This is a genomic window from Gilliamella sp. Fer4-1, from assembly GCF_001690515.1.
GTDB classification, from domain to species: domain Bacteria; phylum Pseudomonadota; class Gammaproteobacteria; order Enterobacterales; family Orbaceae; genus Gilliamella; species Gilliamella apicola_C.
This window is the reverse complement of the sequence record NZ_LZGZ01000204.1, coordinates 1-16,958: the sequence shown is the minus strand read 5'-3', so window position 1 is coordinate 16,958 and position 16,958 is coordinate 1. Positions and strand designations below refer to the sequence as shown.

The 16,958-nt window shown below is 36.3% G+C and carries 16 protein-coding genes; 7 read left to right on the top strand and 9 right to left on the bottom strand.

Annotated features, from left to right (window positions below):
- Positions 1 to 252 precede the first annotated feature (252 nt).
- Positions 253 to 1,056 carry an inositol-1-monophosphatase gene (gene suhB / locus A9G30_RS07275; protein WP_065588528.1) on the top strand — a complete coding sequence of 268 codons (804 nt, stop codon included), beginning with the start codon at positions 253 to 255 and terminating at the stop codon, positions 1,054 to 1,056.
- 128 nt (positions 1,057 to 1,184) lie between these two features.
- On the top strand, positions 1,185 to 3,371 hold the full coding sequence (locus tag A9G30_RS07270) for a heavy metal translocating P-type ATPase (RefSeq protein ID WP_065588527.1): 2,187 nt from the start codon (positions 1,185 to 1,187) through the stop codon (positions 3,369 to 3,371).
- A gap of 164 nt (positions 3,372 to 3,535) precedes the next feature.
- On the opposite strand, the gene A9G30_RS07265 is transcribed toward A9G30_RS07270, so the two are convergent.
- The 4 genes from A9G30_RS07265 to metC all read right to left on the bottom strand — a co-directional run bounded on the left by A9G30_RS07265 (position 3,536) and on the right by metC (position 8,000).
- Positions 3,536 to 4,936 (bottom strand): FAD-binding oxidoreductase, encoded by a 1,401-nt coding sequence (locus tag A9G30_RS07265; RefSeq protein ID WP_141672033.1) that lies wholly within the window; start codon positions 4,934 to 4,936, stop codon positions 3,536 to 3,538.
- Positions 4,937 to 4,975: 39 nt separating this feature from the next.
- Entirely contained in the window at positions 4,976 to 5,287 is a 312-nt protein-coding gene (locus A9G30_RS07260) for a hypothetical protein (protein ID WP_065588526.1), read from the bottom strand.
- 147 nt (positions 5,288 to 5,434) lie between these two features.
- On the bottom strand, positions 5,435 to 6,751 hold the full coding sequence (gene tilS / locus A9G30_RS07255; protein ID WP_176700495.1) for a tRNA lysidine(34) synthetase TilS: 1,317 nt from the start codon (positions 6,749 to 6,751) through the stop codon (positions 5,435 to 5,437).
- Between the two features lie 31 nt (positions 6,752 to 6,782).
- Complete coding sequence (metC, locus tag A9G30_RS07250) at positions 6,783 to 8,000, bottom strand: cystathionine beta-lyase (RefSeq protein ID WP_065588525.1); 1,218 nt, start codon at positions 7,998 to 8,000, stop codon at positions 6,783 to 6,785.
- A gap of 98 nt (positions 8,001 to 8,098) precedes the next feature.
- On the opposite strand from metC, the gene A9G30_RS07245 reads away from it, so the two are divergent.
- On the top strand, positions 8,099 to 8,716 hold the full coding sequence (locus A9G30_RS07245; RefSeq protein WP_065588524.1) for a 4'-phosphopantetheinyl transferase family protein: 618 nt from the start codon (positions 8,099 to 8,101) through the stop codon (positions 8,714 to 8,716).
- A 440-nt stretch (positions 8,717 to 9,156) separates the two neighbouring features.
- On the opposite strand, the gene A9G30_RS07240 is transcribed toward A9G30_RS07245, so the two are convergent.
- The gene (locus A9G30_RS07240; protein ID WP_065588523.1) at positions 9,157 to 10,071 is read right to left on the bottom strand and encodes a restriction endonuclease; all 915 of its coding nucleotides are present in this window, start codon (positions 10,069 to 10,071) and stop codon (positions 9,157 to 9,159) included.
- 182 nt (positions 10,072 to 10,253) lie between these two features.
- Positions 10,254 to 11,027, bottom strand: a complete 774-nt coding sequence (locus A9G30_RS07235) for a tyrosine-protein phosphatase (protein ID WP_065588522.1) — start codon at positions 11,025 to 11,027, stop codon at positions 10,254 to 10,256.
- A 101-nt stretch (positions 11,028 to 11,128) separates the two neighbouring features.
- On the opposite strand from A9G30_RS07235, the gene pepB reads away from it, so the two are divergent.
- On the top strand, positions 11,129 to 12,409 hold the full coding sequence (pepB, locus tag A9G30_RS07230; RefSeq protein WP_218057755.1) for an aminopeptidase PepB: 1,281 nt from the start codon (positions 11,129 to 11,131) through the stop codon (positions 12,407 to 12,409).
- Between the two features lie 73 nt (positions 12,410 to 12,482).
- On the opposite strand, the gene A9G30_RS07225 is transcribed toward pepB, so the two are convergent.
- Positions 12,483 to 13,049, bottom strand: a complete 567-nt coding sequence (locus A9G30_RS07225) for a peptidylprolyl isomerase (protein WP_065588520.1) — start codon at positions 13,047 to 13,049, stop codon at positions 12,483 to 12,485.
- A 306-nt stretch (positions 13,050 to 13,355) separates the two neighbouring features.
- Here A9G30_RS07225 and A9G30_RS07220 point away from each other — a divergent pair, with 306 nt between their 5' ends.
- The 3 genes from A9G30_RS07220 (at position 13,356) to robA (ending at position 15,701) form a co-directional block, all read left to right on the top strand.
- Positions 13,356 to 14,006, top strand: a complete 651-nt coding sequence (locus A9G30_RS07220; RefSeq protein ID WP_176700872.1) for a phosphoribosyltransferase family protein — start codon at positions 13,356 to 13,358, stop codon at positions 14,004 to 14,006.
- A gap of 105 nt (positions 14,007 to 14,111) precedes the next feature.
- Positions 14,112 to 14,687 (top strand): Fe-S biogenesis protein NfuA, encoded by a 576-nt coding sequence (nfuA, locus tag A9G30_RS07215; RefSeq protein WP_065588540.1) that lies wholly within the window; start codon positions 14,112 to 14,114, stop codon positions 14,685 to 14,687.
- A gap of 96 nt (positions 14,688 to 14,783) precedes the next feature.
- Positions 14,784 to 15,701 (top strand): MDR efflux pump AcrAB transcriptional activator RobA, encoded by a 918-nt coding sequence (gene robA, locus A9G30_RS07210; protein WP_065588519.1) that lies wholly within the window; start codon positions 14,784 to 14,786, stop codon positions 15,699 to 15,701.
- A gap of 58 nt (positions 15,702 to 15,759) precedes the next feature.
- Here the strand turns inward: robA and trpR are convergent, their stop codons facing one another.
- Together trpR and A9G30_RS07200 are read right to left on the bottom strand one after the other, a co-directional pair.
- Entirely contained in the window at positions 15,760 to 16,050 is a 291-nt protein-coding gene (gene trpR / locus A9G30_RS07205; RefSeq protein ID WP_218057753.1) for a trp operon repressor, read from the bottom strand.
- Positions 16,051 to 16,061: 11 nt separating this feature from the next.
- On the bottom strand, positions 16,062 to 16,958 hold an 897-nt coding region (locus tag A9G30_RS07200), incomplete at its 5' end, for a transglycosylase SLT domain-containing protein (RefSeq protein ID WP_176700871.1).

Genomic DNA, 16,958 nt, shown 5'->3' with positions numbered 1-16,958 from the left:
TTTAAAACAACAAAATAAATAAAAAATAGAGAGAAAACATTACCTGCTGATTTTTACAATAAAAATTGAGCTTGTTTTATTAAAAATTTTTACGATTTTTTATCAAGATCAATTAAATCTATTTTTGTCATCAATGCAGGTATAGTCTGGTAATAAGGTTGTAAAACCTTTATACTATACTCCAATTTTTAGTAAGGCTAATTGCTTTGCTAAATCAACCCGTTCTTTAACATCATCAATTGGAAGAAAATTATGCATCCGATGCTGAATATCGCTATCCGTGCTGCTCGTAAAGCAGGGAATGTTGCCATTAAGGCTTATGAAAACCCAAGTTCAATCGAGATTGAAGCCAAAGGCACTAATGATTTTGCTACTAATGCTGATCGTGCAGCTGAAGCTTTGATTATTGAGACAATCAAAAAAGCTTACCCTGATCATACTATTATTGCTGAAGAAAGTGGTTTGGCGAAAGGGAATAATGCTGATACACAGTGGATAATCGATCCAATTGATGGTACGACTAATTTTATCAAAAATATTCCGCATTTTGCTGTGTCAATCGCTGCCCGAGTTAAAGGTAAAACCGAAATTGCTGTGGTTTATAACCCAATGAGTAATGAGCTGTTTACCGCCGCTCGTGGTAAAGGTGCTCAGCTTAATGGTTATCGTATTCGTGTTAGTAATGCCAAGGGTTTGGAGGGAAGTGTACTTGCTACTGCGCTCCCATTTAAAGCGAAACAATACAGCGATAGTTATTTTACTGTTTTACAAAAATTGTTTGTTAAATGCGGTGATTTTCGCCGTGCTGGCTCGGCTGCGTTAGATCTTGCTTATGTTGCTGCTGGTCGTTTAGATGGTTTTTTTGAAATTGGCCTAAAACCGTGGGATATCGCAGCTGGTGAGCTTATTTTGCGCGAAGCTGGTGGGGTTGTTACTGATTTTGCTGGCGGTAATAACTATATGGTTTCTGGTAATATTGTGGCGGGTAACCCTCGTGTTGTTAAAGATTTATTGGTTTCTACCCAAAACGAATGGCCAGAAAATCTTCGTAATTAACCTTCCTTTTTTTCCTAAGGCAGGGTTAATCTTACCCTGCTGTTTTATGCTTATTTTCGTGAACCCTTTTTTATTTTGGGTATATACTAATTGCCAACAACATAAATAATAAGTGGGGGATGCTTTGAATGAAAACTGTCCAATACAATTTTATTGTCGAAGAAATGAGCTGTGCATCTTGCGTTGGGCGCGTTGAGAAGGCAATCAAGAAAGTAGATGGAGTGATTGATGTTAGTGTTAACCTTGCTACCGAAATAGCAACGGTTAATGCTAATGCTTCTGTTAAGCTGGAAGCATTAATGTCGGCAGTGGATAAAGCTGGTTATCATGCGGTTGAAATTACCGAATCAACGGATAATCAAAGAAAATCTAAAAGGCAATCATCTATATATCCAATTATTGTTGCTATTATTTTTGCCATTCCTTTTGTCTTCCCTATGTTATTAGCTTTGTTTGGTTTGAATTTGATGATGCCTGCTTGGTTGCAATTGGTTATTGCATCTATAGTGCAATTTGGTTTGGGGGCAAAATTTTATCGAAGTGCTTTTAATGCGGTTAAAGCGTTGTCAGGCAATATGGATTTACTGGTTGCTATCGGCACGAGTGCGGCGTATGGGCTTTCAGTTTATCAATTTATAACGGGAAATACTGAACATCTTTATTTTGAGTCTACAGTGGTGATTATCACCTTAATTTTGGTGGGAAAATGGCTAGAGTCAAGCGCTAAACATCAGACCACACAAGCGATTGAAGCACTTTGTGCTTTAAGGCCGGATATCGCCTTAGTTAGGCGAGGTGATCAGGAAGTAAGTTTACCAATAAGCCAAGTTAAAGTTGGTGATATTGTTATTGTTAAACCTGGTGATCGTATTGCAGTTGATGGCATTGTGATAGAAGGTCAATCAAGTAGCGATGAGTCGATGTTAACTGGTGAGAGTTTGCCTGTCAATAAAATGGTTAACGATGTGGTTACTGGTGGCACGATTAACGGTGAAGGATTATTGATTGTTAAAGCGACCGCCATTCAGGCCGACTCAACACTATCGAAGATTATCGGAATGGTTGAATCAGCTCAGGAAAAAAAAGCGCCGATTCAACGCATTGTTGATCGCATTAGTGCGATTTTTGTACCGATGATTTTATTAATTGCACTTGTTACGTTATTGGTGTGGGGAATAATATCGCATGATTGGCAACAAGCATTACTTTATTGTATTGCGGTGTTAGTGATTGCTTGCCCATGTGCTTTAGGGTTGGCAACGCCAACAGCCATTATGGTTGGTACTGGAGTAGCTGCTCGTCATGGTATTTTATTTAAAGATGCCGAAGCATTAGAAACACTGCACAGTATTAATACGGTCGCATTTGATAAAACAGGTACTTTAACCATGGGCAAACCTGAATTAGTCGAAATGGATATTATAAGTAGCGAGACGCCCGAGCAAATTTTGTCGATTGCTGCATCATTGCAAGCGGGTAGTGAGCATCCACTTGCTAAGGCGATTTTAAGTAAAGCAGGGCAGTTTCGTTATGCGCAAAATATGACTTCAGTAACAGGTTCAGGTGTAATGGCTACCCTTGATAATACCGAATATTATTTAGGAAGTTTGCGTTGGATGAAGTCATTAAACGCTTATGTTATGAATATGGATGATAAAATTAGCGAATTAACTAACAAAGGTTATACCGTTTCATTTTTAGCTAAACAACAGTTAGAAGGCAATGTTGTGATTTTGGCGATATTAGGCTTTGCTGATATGATTAAAGATGAAGCAAAAAGTGCAATTGATGCGCTTCATCAACTACATGTTAATACGGTAATGTTAACTGGTGATAATCAGAAAGCAGCAAATTATGTCGGTGATCAGTTAGCTATTGATCGAGTTATTGCTGAAGTATTGCCTCAAGACAAAGCAAATTATATCTATCAATTACAGAAAGAAAGCTATACACAAGCCAATAATCAAGTGGCTATGGTCGGGGATGGTATTAATGATGCGCCCGCTTTAGCTGCTGCCGATATCGGTATTGCTATGGGAACGGGCACCGATGTGGCAATGCATGCAGCAAGTATTACGTTGATGCGAGGCAATTTATTTTTAATCGCTGATGCGATTGATATTTCGCGTCGAACTTATAATAAAATCAGGCAGAATTTATTCTGGGCGTTTGTCTATAATTTGATTGGTATTCCATTAGCGGCGCTAGGTTATTTAAACCCAATGATTGCTGGCGCAGCGATGGCGTTAAGTAGTGTGAGTGTGGTTACCAATGCATTGTTACTCAAACGTTGGAAGGCCAAGAGCGGAAAATAAATCGTATAAAGTTGGTGGTAGCATAAGGAGGCTAATGGCCTCCTTTATTATTCGTTATCATTAATCAATTCAATAAATTCGTATAAATGTTGTTAAAATATTTTAGCTTATGTCTATGTTTAAGCATCAATACCGCAATAGGCTATTTTGCTTTTGTCAGTTGCTTACTCAGCTTTTTTAGGGTGATATTTATCTAACATCATATTGCTGAATTTATTGTTTGGATCTAACTGTGCTTTGAGCTTAAAAAAACGTGCTGCTTGTGGGTAGGCACGCTGAAACTGTTCAGCCGTGGCATGCAACTGATAAGGTAAATAATAGCTACCATTGTTTGCTAGTGCGGCGTCTATTAGTTCCCGAGTCCAGATGCCTACTTGTTTTTTGCTGTTTTCATCAGTTGCTTGCTGATAATAAATAACAAAAGCGAACACTTCAGTTTTAGCCCATGCTAGTAGCGAGCCACTATCTGGCTTAGCATGACGAATCGAAATATTGATGACATTAGCTTGATGTTTTTTCAAAATAGCAATGAGTTCTGGATAAAAATCATCAAATCGTTCTATTGGGATAAAATATTCTTCTAGTGCGTAACTTTTGTCTTTATTTGCAATAGGCTCTAAATTAGATACATCGTAACTTGCTTCATAGTTACGCCACATGACAGGTTGTTTTGTGTAATCAACTTCATCATATAATTTACGCAACTGTTTGCCCAAAGTTGATGAGGTGACGATTTTTATTTTTTGTTCCTGAGTCCGTGAGTATTGTGTATTAGGTTTTAACCTGTCTAAAATAGTTAATGGCTCTTGGGTTTGTTTAAATGTAACGGCGCGAACTGTTTCAAAATCAGGTGGATACATTACTGAGTTGTGGAATATTGCACTTTTATCAGAACGAATATGTTGAGTAAAATACGAGTAATATTTTGTTATTGGCATGACTTCGCTGATGCGCTTAACTTTAACATTATCAACAAGTTGCAATGTAACTTCAGTAATAATTCCTAAACCGCCATAACCACCAATTGCGCCATAAAATATATTTGAGTTTTCTTTTGGGCTGGCGATGACTATTGAGCCGTCAGCCAGTACAATTTTGAATTTTTCTACTGATAGTATTATAGGGCCTTCCCCAATATAGCGACCATGCACATTAACACTGAGTGATCCACCAATGCTAAAATTGGCATAACTTTGCATAATTTTCACTGATAAGTTGTAAGGATCAATCAATTCTTGCACTTGGCGCCAGTTGGCACCTGATTCAATGGTTAAAAGTTTTTGTTCAGGATTAAAATCAATCACATGGTTAAGTTTTTTGGTATCTATCTGGATTGCCCCTGTTATTGCAGTTTGTCCACCCATGCTGTATTTGCCACCAGCTATACTGATTGGACCAGAGGTATTTTTAACCAGTTCAGCAACTTGTTGGGTGGATTCAGGCTGAACAATAGCCGCGACTTGTACTGGTGTCATGCCTGTCACATCATTGACAACAACAGCTTGCGTTTTTAATGGTAGTAACAGGCAAAGACAGCAGCTTAATAAATGTAATTTTTTCATCATAATTTAATATCTAATTGATATATAATCAAATAATTGATTCTATCTGATTACAAAGAATTCATCAACAAAGGTAAGGTCTAATGTTGTCAAATAGTGATAATAACCAAGATACATTTCATCTTTATAAATTTTTAAGCACATTTGAAAAACAGGTTCAGTATAATCTCCCGTTAAAATTACACTTAGACTTTCTTGAAAAGTTAGTGTTTTGATATCTTGCTTCGTATTAAGCTCTAATTCGGTGTAGTTATTATTAAGAATGTGCGTTAAGCTTGTCATGGTCAGTTTTTTTAACTTACTATGGATTAATTCAATATCTGTAGATTTTAGATAATCAGATAGAAGCATCATGATGATAAATCCTAATATTTTCTGATAATCATATTAACCTTAATTGCTGTTATTTAACTAAGCTATATTGGCTTTAACAAATATGATTATTTTAGCTAATCTTTTAAATATATTATTGTTTTGCGTATCAAACTTTATCGATAAAACCTATAAGCCATTATTGATGAGTTTGAAACCGATTTGTGCGCCTTTTCCTTGTTCTGTGACAAAAGCGCCCACCGCACAGATAAGCTGTTCATTATAGTAAACCATTGGGATTCGTGTTCGCATCCACGGTGGAATATGATGTTCTTGCCATAGTTTTTTTATCGCTCTTGAGCCTTTTCTATTAACAATCTGTAGTTGCCCTTGAGCATGAAATCGAACGGTCACTTGCTCATCTGCATGGGGTAAACGGCAAGGTAAAGGGGGTTGATAATTCACCTGTAATTGCCCCACATTATCAGGGAGTGTTAACGGCAACGTTAAATCCCAATTAAGCATTTGCGATTCAATGTTTTGGTATAATGGCAATAGATAAAGCTGGTTTTGATAACGACGGATTTGTTTGTTATGTAATATAAATTGGGGATTGGCATCTTCTTTAGCTAAAGCAACGGTTTGCCAAATTAAGGCGAGTTGCTGTTGGCTTGGCATGTTGATTTGTTGCGATCGAAACCACATGCGTAAAATGGCATTACGTTTATATTCTGAATAGCCAAATAATGGTGTTAAACACAATTGCCCTTGCTCGGTTGTGGCTTGTTTAAAATCAGCCAATAATAATTCATTAATTAATGCTTCTTGTTGCTGGCATAATTCAGCGCTGCGAGCCACCATTTGCGAAAAATGTGGCCAACGTTGGTTAAGGTGTGGTAATACCTTTAAGCGTAAAAAATTGCGGTCGTAGTGATCATCTTGGTTACTTTCATCTTCTATCCAGTTAAGCTGATGATGTTTAGCATAAGCTTCAATTTGTGCACGTGTAATGGTTAGTAGTGGTCGAAGATGGTTTCCGTTTTCAATCGGCATTGCAGATAAGCCAGTTGGGCCACTGCCACGTTTTAGCGCTAAAAAAAAGGTTTCGCACTGATCATCAAGATGTTGTGCGGTGCACAAGGTTTCATCATGATGTAAATGGTGATAAATGGCTTGGTAGCGTGCATTTCTGGCTTGTTCTTCAATATTGCCTGCTTGTTGATCAAGTTTGACTTTTTCAATAATTAATGGCACTTGCCAAATTTGGCATTGTTGTTGACAATGTGCCGCCCAGTTATCAGCGTTTGCACTTAAACCATGATGAATATAAATTGCTCTAAGTTGTAGATGTGGTAACTGTTGCTTTAAATTGACTAATGCTTGCATTAATACGGTCGAATCGACGCCACCACTAAAGGCAACGAGTAGCGATTGTCGGCCATTTAGGTGTGGTAAAATAGTTTGTTCAACCATGCTGTCGATTTGTGTTTGGCTTTGATGGCTCATCTGCTATCCATTTCTACTAATTTATGCTTATTTATACCAAGCTTTGTAACGCATTCACTTTATTTTTATGTCGTTCGATTCTATCTAGGCCTGCGGCAAGATCAGCAATTAAGTCATCAGGATCCTCAAGACCAATATGTAATCGGATTAATGTACCTTTAAAATCAATCCCCGATACTGGACGTATTTTGGCAAGATCTTCAGGTTGATTAGCTAAAATTAATGATTCAAATCCGCCCCATGAATAAGCCATGGAAAAGTGGGTCATGTTATCTAAAAAATCAGATAATTGGACATCGCTTAAATGTTCTTGAAGGACAAATGAAAATAGACCACTGGCACCACTAAAATCGCGTTTAAAAAATTCATGCCCTTTGCAACTTTCTAATGCTGGATGATTGACAGTTGCCACTTTAGGATGATTGGCTAACCAATTTGCCACTTTTAAGCTGCTTTCGTGATGTTGCTTGAGCCTAATTGCTAGGGTTCGTAATCCACGCGTTGCCATATAGGCTGTATCGGCATCACACATCTGTCCCATTAAATAAGATCGTTCACGTAACTTATCCCAACAACGTTGGTTGGTAACCGCGGTACCTAACATGGCGTCTGAGTGACCAATTAAATATTTAGTGCCAGCTTGAATTGAGATATCAATGCCGTGCGCTAACGCTTTGAATAACACGCCGGCTCCCCAAGTGTTGTCCATCATAATGACGATTTCAGGATTCACACTGCGAATGGCTTTAACGATTGCTGGCACATCTTGGACTTCCATCGTAATTGAGCTTGGTGATTCTAAAAATACAACTTTAGTATGGGATTTGATATATTTGCTAATATCACTCCCCACTAGTGGCGAAAAGTAATCGGTTTCTACTCCAAAATCTTTTAATATATGTTCACAAAATTCTTGAGTAGGTTCATAACTGGCTTCAGATACAAGGATATGATCGCCATTTTTCACAAAAGCTAAAATGGCATTAGCAATTGCTGCGGCCCCACAAGGATAAAGGTAGCAACCTGCACCGCCTTCAATTTCGGTCATGGCTTCTTGTAGGGCAAAATGGGTTAATGTGCCACGGCGCCCATAGAATAGAGCCCCTTTTGCTCGATTTTCTGTGGCTTCTTTTTTGGCTTCTATTGAGTTAAAAACCAGCGATGAAGCTCGCTGAATAACAGAATTTACCGCTCCTTGGGTGTAGCGAGTTTTTCGACCAGCATGAACTAATTTTGTTTGTAAAGACATGACGCATCCTTAGTGATCTGATAAATTTCGATAACAGTTAGCATAGCATGCTGTTAAAATAGTAAAAAATAATTTTTGTTTAAACTGGCTTATCCAACATGTTAATTGCCCAACTTGCCCATTTAGATACAGCAGAAGTGAATTATTCACTACTGTCACCACAAGTCATTAATGATGCTCAATTATTAAATGGTGCACGGAAAAAACAGTTTTTAGTTTGTCGATCAATTTTAGCGAATTTACTTAAACAATATTGTCAAATTGCTAATTTGCCGATGATGATCATTGGCGATAATCGCCGTCCCTGCTTTTTAGCGCCGCATCTTCCTGATTTTAACATCAGCCATAGCCAAGATTGGGTCGCGGTTGCGATATCGTTAAATGGCAAGGTAGGGCTTGATATCGAAGTTGCTCGGCCGCGTCACAATTATGTAAATGTCGCCAAAAATTTTTTTGCTGATGAAGAATATCAATGGATGCTAAAACAAAGCGATACATTAACCGCCTTTTGGCAACTTTGGACATTAAAGGAATCTGCGCTGAAATTATATGCTAAAGGCGTTTGGCAAATAAGATCGGTAAAAGTAGATATTGAAAACCAGTTAATTAACGCCCCATTTGGACAGGACTTTTATTATCAGTATCAACAAATTGGTGATATTCATCTTTCTGTTAATTGTGATGCACCGATTAAGCAATTGGTATTGCAATCGTAAAGGCTAGAATGTTGCCACGAGGTTAGTATGGCAAATAGATATCATCATTGTTATACCTTAAATTTTATTTGATGGGCTACCCAAAAATGGACAAATATCACTTCTATGATATAAATAACAATCATAGAACAACTCATTATAGTCAAAACACTTAGTAGAGCTTAAACAATAGGTGGGGGATTATGCCTTATCTCATGCCCCTCTTTCATTAACTGAAAATCGCTAACCATTTTGGTGCACGTATAGTCGCATTAAGCTTAGTGCACGATATCAGGAATATAGGGCTATGATGTGTCAGAAAGAACGATAAATCGACATGGTAAAAAAATCAGTCAGAAAACACATTGATTTTATTTAAGTTTTTATTTTTACCTATTTTAGGCTCCAATATTACGCCAGAATTTGAAAAATATTTCAAGTTAGATAACGATAGTGGGTTTTTAATCTGCATCTTCAAAGTAATCGCCATCAATTTGTTTCATTTCATAAACCTGTCTCGTTGAAACACCCACATTGTAATCAATCATTAATTCAGCCAATCTAGCACCATTAATTAAAATGATTTTTACATCTAAATGTTTAACGTAATTGATTGCCTCACAGCTAAAATCAGAAGTCGTGATAAATACGCCTTTTTTGGCTCTTTCGCCTTGTAGCGCACCAGCAAACTTTTGTATATCAGGTCGGCCAACGGTTGCTTCCCACCTTTTAGCCTGTAGATAGATCATATCTAACCCTAGTTTATCTTCTTGGATGATGCCATCAATCCCGCCGTCTTTGGTTAAACGTGTTGCCTTTCCTGTATCATGGCGAGAGCCACCGTAACCCAATGCTAACATAACATCAACAACTAAACGTTCAAAGAACGCTGGTGAACAAGCTTTAATGCAATTAAGTAATTCTGCGGCTAATGTTTCTCGTATTTTTTGATAAGAAGAATCCATTAATTCTGTTGGTGTATTTTCATCCGTATCGACCTCAGTTTGTTTTGTTTGATTTTCTGATGAGTGCGATAGCTGTTTAAACGATAAAAATTCAGGAATATTTAATAACTCTTGATTGGTTAACTTAGTGGGATTTGTTTGTAAAAACCTTGATCCTTGCTCACTTATTTGCCAAATACCTCGCTGGGTATTATTCACTAACCCCGCTTTTTTAAGGTACGTTTTCGCCCAGCCAATTCGATTTTCAATAATAGGTTGATTGCTATTGGGTAGTTCCTGACTCATCTCATCAGCGGTTAAATTAAATAATTGGCTTAGATGATTATAGGTTTCTCTCGCTGTGTGAGGTTTTCCATCAGATAACCATTTTAAAAGTGGTAACATCAATGTTTGATAATCAGGAATGGCCATTTACTCTCCTTAATAATAAGATATTCAAATAATACCTAAATTGAGCCAAAATAAATTGTTTCAAAGATTGTTGAATACGCATATTCAGCATTATTTTTACCTATCCATTACAGAATTTTCTCTTAATATGGTAAACCGTGTGAGTAAATCCGATAATTAATAGCCCTAACTTATTTATCTTTTTAGATTAAATAAATGTCTTGTAAGATTTTTCTATTGCTGTTATCCAATTGATATTCTTGTGCGAGCCAATTATCAATCGTGCTATAACGTTGTTTGATTGCGTTAATGGCGGCGTTTAAGTACTCTTTTTTAGCCGCAAAAATCACTTTATGGTTTTCAAACTCTTCAGGCGTTACTTTATGTTTGTATTTACTTAATAGATTTTCTCGATAATCTGATAAAAGCTCTTCAGTCAATAAGTAATCTTGCATGATAGTTTCTTCACTCACACCTAAAGCAAATAACGTTAGCGCAACGCCAACACCCGTGCGATCTTTACCTACGGCACAATGTTGTACTAATGGTTTTCCTTGTGCGTTAAGTAATGTTGATGCAAGTTTTTGATAGGCAAGATTATTAAAAGGAAGTAGCTGATAAAGTTTAATCATAAAATCAAATGGTGAGCTTTTTTTAAGCGTTATTGGATTATTTCCTATTTCACTTGTTAAACTTGCTGTGACGGTATCGTTTAAAGGGTTAGCGGGTACATTAATGTAATGAGTATTTTGCCATAATTTATCGGGATTCCGCACAATTTCGTCATTATCGCGATAGTCCAAAATATAATGCAGATTTAATTCATCACATAAAAAATTTTGCTCTTCTGGTGTAATAAGTGAGAAGGCACCTGAACGGTATAACATGCCAGAGCGAATTTGGCGACCGTCGATTGTTTTAATACCGCCTAAATCGCGAAAATTAATTCCATTTTTTATTGGTACAATACAATTCATGACTAATCCTTAATTATACTTAACTTTACTTGCTATATTAACATGTTTCTGATTAGAATTAATCCATTGTTTCCGATTCATAAATGATTAAGGTACTTACTATGTCAATGTTATCGATTTTGCTTTCTAATCAAGAGGCTCCAACCCAGTGGGGAAAAGACGCACTGCTGAGCTTCTCAGATAAAACTATTACTATTCACTATAAAGCTGAACGTCGTTTGGATATGATTCAACGTGCAGGGCGAAAGTTAGATAGCCAAGAAATCAATTCGGTTAAGTTAGTTGGCGAAGATTGGGATCTTGATGCTTGTTGGCATTTTTGGTTAGGTTATCGTAATGCCAAAAAAAGCGCTGAAGTAATTGGACCAAAACTTGATACTAAAGACGAACAAGAATTGGGACATCGCTTAGCGATTATTGATTGGTGTCGGGATATTGTTAATGAGCAAGCCGAGACATTAAGCCCTGTTGAGTTAGCGGCAAGATCTGCTAATTTAATTAGTACTTACTCGTCTGATGTGGCTCATAAAATTATTTCAGGCGAAGCTTTAAAAGAACACAATTATATGGGGATCTATACGGTAGGTAAGGGATCAGATAGACCTGCCGCTTTTCTTGAACTTGATTATAATCCGACTAAAAACCCTAAAGCGCCAATTGTTGCTTGTTTAGTGGGTAAAGGCATTACCTTTGATTCTGGTGGCTATAGCTTAAAACCAAGTAGCTTTATGGAATCAATGCGCGCTGATATGGGGGGCGCTGCGCTAGTAACGGGTGCTTTAGCATTGGCAATTGCAAGAGGGTTAAATCAGCGTATCAAGCTTTATTTGTGTTGTGCCGATAATTTAGTGAGCGGTAATGCATTTAAATTAGGCGATATTATTCATTACCGTAACGGTAAAACGGTAGAAGTTAATAACACCGATGCTGAAGGACGCCTTGTGTTAGCTGATGGTTTAATTCGTGCCGATAATGATAAACCACATTATATTATTGACTGCGCAACCCTTACAGGTGCGGCAAAAATTGCGGTGGGTAATGATTATCAATCATTACTTACATTTGATGATAACTTTGCTAACCAATTGTTAGCTAGTAGCAATATTGAAAATGAAGCATTCTGGCGATTACCATTAGCAGAATTTCACCGTTCTCAATTCCCATCATCGTTTGCCGATATGGCAAACTCAGGATTGCCTAATACTGCAGGAGCCAGTACCGCTGCGGCCTTTTTATCACATTTCATTGAAAATTATCAGAAAAATTGGCTACATATCGATTGTTCAGCAACATTCCGTAAAAGCGCCACCGCCTTATGGGCAGCAGGGGCAACAGGAGTTGGGATTAGGACGGTTGCTAATTTGCTTAGTCACCTTAAATAATCCCTAAATTTATCAGAAAGTTAAAAAAGCCACTGTAAAAGTGGCTTTTTATTTCTTGAGCAAGTATTAATGTTTAATTGCTTTCAATAACCACAGCTTTTTTAATATAAACAGGCTCAACAGGTACGTTTTGATGAGGTCCCATACGTTTAGTTGGAACAGCGACGATTTTATCGACAACGTCCATCCCTTTAATTACTTTACCGAATACGGCATAGCCATATTGTTCTGGTGATTGGTAATTAAGAAAATCATTATTGACAACATTGATAAAAAATTGGCTAGTTGCACTGTTTATATCACTGGTTCTTGCCATTGCAATTGTGCCACGCTCATTTTTTAAGCCATTATTCGCTTCGTTTCTAATCGGTGGGTTATTGTCTTTGAATTTTAGTTGATCATCAGCGCCACCACCTTGAATCATAAAATTAGGAATGACTCGATGAAAAGTTAGATTTTCATAAAAACCACTATTAACATAATCAAGAAAGTTTTTCGTAGTGCTCGGTGCGTGTTCGCTGTCTAATTCAAGTTCAATATCCCCCATGCTGGTTTGTAATAATACCTTGGTATCAGCTAAAGCAACGGTAGAAAATAAAGTGAGTAATGCTGTAATAAATAGCATTTTGATTTTTTCCATATATTAATTCCTTTATCCTGTGGAAGTTGGCTGATTATACTGGATATTTGATTATTATAAATATCTATTATGAAAAATTGGGTAATTTTTTGTGTTGTAACTCGCAGAAGTATTTTCTTGTATACAACGAAATAAGTAATATTCCTATTGTACTAATGTTCCTTGATAATTTGGAGTAGGTAAAGTGGCACTCTTATAACCAATTGTTGTTTTGGATTGCTACCGTTTTTATATTAACACGTTATGTTACCTGAAAATTTTTTTACAAACAGTTTATTAAATCTTATGCGATGTGTTTTGTGTGATATGCCTTTATTTTTGCCCCATCATGGCATTTGTTGTCAGTGTGTTAAAAATCTACCTAAATTTTATAAGGTTTGTCATCAATGCTGTTTACCGCATTCTTTATCGACTGATACCTGTTATCGATGTCGTGCAAAGCAACCGCACTGGGATGAGTTGATAGCTGTGTCTGATTATATTAATCCATTAAAAAAATTGGTTCATCATTTTAAGTTCTACAGTAAAATTGAATTAAATATTGCATTGGCAAGATTAATGTTTTTGGCATGGTATCAACGACGAGAAGCAGGTGCTTTAATTAAACCTGATTTGGTGACTTGTGTACCGTTACATCACATTCGCTACTGGTCTAGAGGTTTTAATCAAGCCGAGTTATTGGCAAAACCGATTGCTAGATGGCTAAATTGTGATTTTTACCCTCATTTGTTATCCCGTAAGCAAAATTTACGCGATCAAAAAAATCTATCTCTTACCGAAAGAATTACGAATGTCGAAACACTTTTTATGTGTCGCCAAGATCTCTCGCACAAATCGGTAATGCTTATTGATGATATTGTCACAACTGGTAATACAATTAATGCCATTAGCCAACAATTAAAAAAATGTGGTGCAACAAGTGTTCATGTTGTTTGTTTGTGCCGTACAGTATTGTAAAATCCTAAACAATCCCTATAATAACCAAGAAAGTTAGTCAACTATTATAATAAATGATGTTAGGTCTATTTGTACCTAATTATATTAATGTGAGGGGTTATGTCTATTATCACTATTTCTGAATCAGCTCAACAGCACTTTAAAAAATTGCTTGCTAATCAACCTGATGGAACACAAATTCGAGTATTTGTTATTAACCCAGGTACACCAAGCGCAGAATGTGGGGTTTCATATTGTCCAGCTGATACAGTAGAAGATAGCGATATAGAAGAGAAATTTAATGACTTTTCAGTTTTTATCGATGATATTAGTGCACCATTTTTAGAAGAAACTGTCATTGATTATGTGACTGATGAGTTAGGTTCACAATTGACATTAAAAGCGCCAAACTCGAAAATGAAAAAGGTGGCTGATGATGCCCCATTAATTGAACGCGTTAATTATGTGATTCAAGCTCAAGTTAACCCACAATTGGCAAACCATGGCGGGCATGTGAGCTTAGTTGAATTGACAGAAGATAACTATGCCATATTGCAATTTGGTGGTGGTTGTAATGGTTGCTCAATGGTTGATTACACTTTAAAAGAAGGCATTGAGAAACAATTAATGGCAGAGTTTCCTGAACTGGCAGGTGTTAGAGATATTACAGAACACCAAGCTGGCACCCATTCTTTTTGCTAAATTTGAAAGAAAATAATTTTTACTTAGACCTTGCTTATTGCTAGGATTAAGTCATAATCGGTTGATGTTTGCCATTTGACATTATGATGGGGTTTTATGAATCAAGTTAGCATTATTTCAGATCTTATCGTTTGGATTGAAAGGAATTTGGAACAACCATTATCTATTGATCATGTTGCACGAAAATCAGGTTATTCAAAATGGCACTTACAACGCATGTTTAAAGAAGTTACTGGTCAGGTTCTTGGTACTTATATTCGTCATCGCCGTTTAACTTATGCAGCGCTTGCTTTACGTATGACAAGTAAGCCTATTTTAGATATTGCAATGCAATATCGTTTTGATTCTCAGCAAACATTTACCCGATCTTTTAAAAAACAATTTAATGAAACGCCAGCAAGTTATCGTCGAGGAGAATATTGGGATCCTACAGGGTTAACACCAGCTATTGAGCTAAATAAAAATCAGCTTTTATTGCCTGAGCCAAAATTTGTTAATATGCCAAAACAAACTTTTTGGGGAATTACCTATAAAAATAATTGTACATTAAGTCGATTGCTAGATGAAGAAATTAAACTCCGAGAGCAGTTTTTTAATAATTATTTATCTCGCTGTACACACAAAAATCAGAATCTACCCGATAAAATTTATGCATTTAATCAGATCTTAAAAAGTAAAGATAATGACAATGAGCGAGATCTTTTTTATACCATTGCCTTAGATCAGAATAATAATCTTGAGTACATAGAACAATTTGTAAGTGAGGGTGGTTTATATCTTTGTTTTAAATATATTGGCTCTCCTGATGAGTTTAGAGATTTTATTTCGCAAGTGCATTTAGCCGCGATGCCAGCGTTAAAGGTACGTTTGCGCAGTTCCAGTTGTGTAATTGAAATTCATCATAATCATCATAATGACATTACTGAATCGATTAAGAATATTACACATATGGAGTGTGATTATTGTGTACCAGTTGTCACAGAAAGTGAAGTCAATATCCAACCAAATTTATAGCGACTAAATGTATTATAACGAGATCTAAAAAGCAATAGATAGATATTGACCGATGTATTTAGTTATCTGAGTTTAATAAAATATTTTCTAACCATTTTTTGAATTCTGGAGTTGCCTCTTTAAGGCTATTTGATCCCCTAGTTACTGTTGCAATCCCAATTTTAAGTTGCTCTTTGAGCTGGCGCTGATTGGTTGAACCATCAAGTAATGAATGTATAATTTTGACGCGAGTAATTAAAGCGTCGCGTTCATCAGCAGTCATTAATAACTTTAATATATCAAGTGAATAACCATCGTTAAATGCTTGGTGTAATATTCCAACGGTTTGTTTCCATTCTTTAGTTTTCATTGTAATCACCATTAATATTGTTGATTAAATTCATTGGGATTAAGAATATTGACATCTTTCTTTCCTAAGATTGTTTGATAAATATAATCATATACCAATACGTTTTTTACGTAGTTACGTGTTTCCGTAAACGGTATGCTTTCAATAAATGCGGCTGCGTCAAGTTTACCATTACTGTTATTAAGCCATTTTTTTACACGATTAGGCCCAGCATTATAAGCTGCTGAAGATAATATACGATTATTACTATTTTGTAGATAAACGGTATTTAGGTACGAAGTGCCTAATTCTATATTGGTTTTAGGATCAAACAATTGTGCCGATGAGACATAAGTCACTGTATCTACTTTTTTAGCTGTTTCTTTTGCTGTCGCTGGCATTAATTGCATTAACCCGCGAGCACCAGCTGGCGATTTAGCGGTGCTATTAAGGGCACTTTCTTGACGAGATATCGCTAAAGCATAAGAAAGCGGAATACTTTTATTTTTTAATGCTTTGTTATATAAATCTTTGTACATAATGGGTAAACGTTCCGTCCAGTTATTCCAAAGCTTGCCAACAATGGTTGCTTGAATGCTAAGATCCCCCCATCCTTTTTGTAAGGCATATTGAGATAATGCTAAGTATTCACTTTTATTTGTTTGGTGATTCAACATATAACGCCATTCGTTACTTAATTCTGATACCATACCAAAATAACGTAATTCGTTAATTCTTTTTACATAAGGTTGATTGTCATATTTGGCTTTTAATGTTGATATTTCTGCTTGTGTAATTTTTGGCGACTGGTTCTTAAGTAAATAAGGTTGGTTAAGTGTTTGTGCACTTATCATGCCATAAAATCCACGTTTGTTTGTGAGCGCTTGTAAAATTTTATTAGCTTCATTTTTTTGTTTATTATTGAGTAA

What these genes read in the sequence shown, in the direction of transcription:
- suhB (WP_065588528.1), top strand. Translation starts at nt 253, where the DNA reads ATGCATCCGATGCTGAATATCGCTATCCGTGCTGCTCGTAAAGCAGGG.
- A9G30_RS07270 (WP_065588527.1), top strand. Translation starts at nt 1,185, where the DNA reads ATGAAAACTGTCCAATACAATTTTATTGTCGAAGAAATGAGCTGTGCA.
- A9G30_RS07265 (WP_141672033.1), bottom strand. Translation starts at nt 4,936, where the DNA reads ATGATGAAAAAATTACATTTATTAAGCTGCTGTCTTTGCCTGTTACTA.
- A9G30_RS07260 (WP_065588526.1), bottom strand. Translation starts at nt 5,287, where the DNA reads ATGATGCTTCTATCTGATTATCTAAAATCTACAGATATTGAATTAATC.
- tilS (WP_176700495.1), bottom strand. Translation starts at nt 6,751, where the DNA reads ATGAGCCATCAAAGCCAAACACAAATCGACAGCATGGTTGAACAAACT.
- metC (WP_065588525.1), bottom strand. Translation starts at nt 8,000, where the DNA reads ATGTCTTTACAAACAAAATTAGTTCATGCTGGTCGAAAAACTCGCTAC.
- A9G30_RS07245 (WP_065588524.1), top strand. Translation starts at nt 8,099, where the DNA reads ATGTTAATTGCCCAACTTGCCCATTTAGATACAGCAGAAGTGAATTAT.
- A9G30_RS07240 (WP_065588523.1), bottom strand. Translation starts at nt 10,071, where the DNA reads ATGGCCATTCCTGATTATCAAACATTGATGTTACCACTTTTAAAATGG.
- A9G30_RS07235 (WP_065588522.1), bottom strand. Translation starts at nt 11,027, where the DNA reads ATGAATTGTATTGTACCAATAAAAAATGGAATTAATTTTCGCGATTTA.
- pepB (WP_218057755.1), top strand. Translation starts at nt 11,129, where the DNA reads ATGTCAATGTTATCGATTTTGCTTTCTAATCAAGAGGCTCCAACCCAG.
- A9G30_RS07225 (WP_065588520.1), bottom strand. Translation starts at nt 13,049, where the DNA reads ATGGAAAAAATCAAAATGCTATTTATTACAGCATTACTCACTTTATTT.
- A9G30_RS07220 (WP_176700872.1), top strand. Translation starts at nt 13,356, where the DNA reads ATGCCTTTATTTTTGCCCCATCATGGCATTTGTTGTCAGTGTGTTAAA.
- robA (WP_065588519.1), top strand. Translation starts at nt 14,784, where the DNA reads ATGAATCAAGTTAGCATTATTTCAGATCTTATCGTTTGGATTGAAAGG.
- trpR (WP_218057753.1), bottom strand. Translation starts at nt 16,050, where the DNA reads ATGAAAACTAAAGAATGGAAACAAACCGTTGGAATATTACACCAAGCA.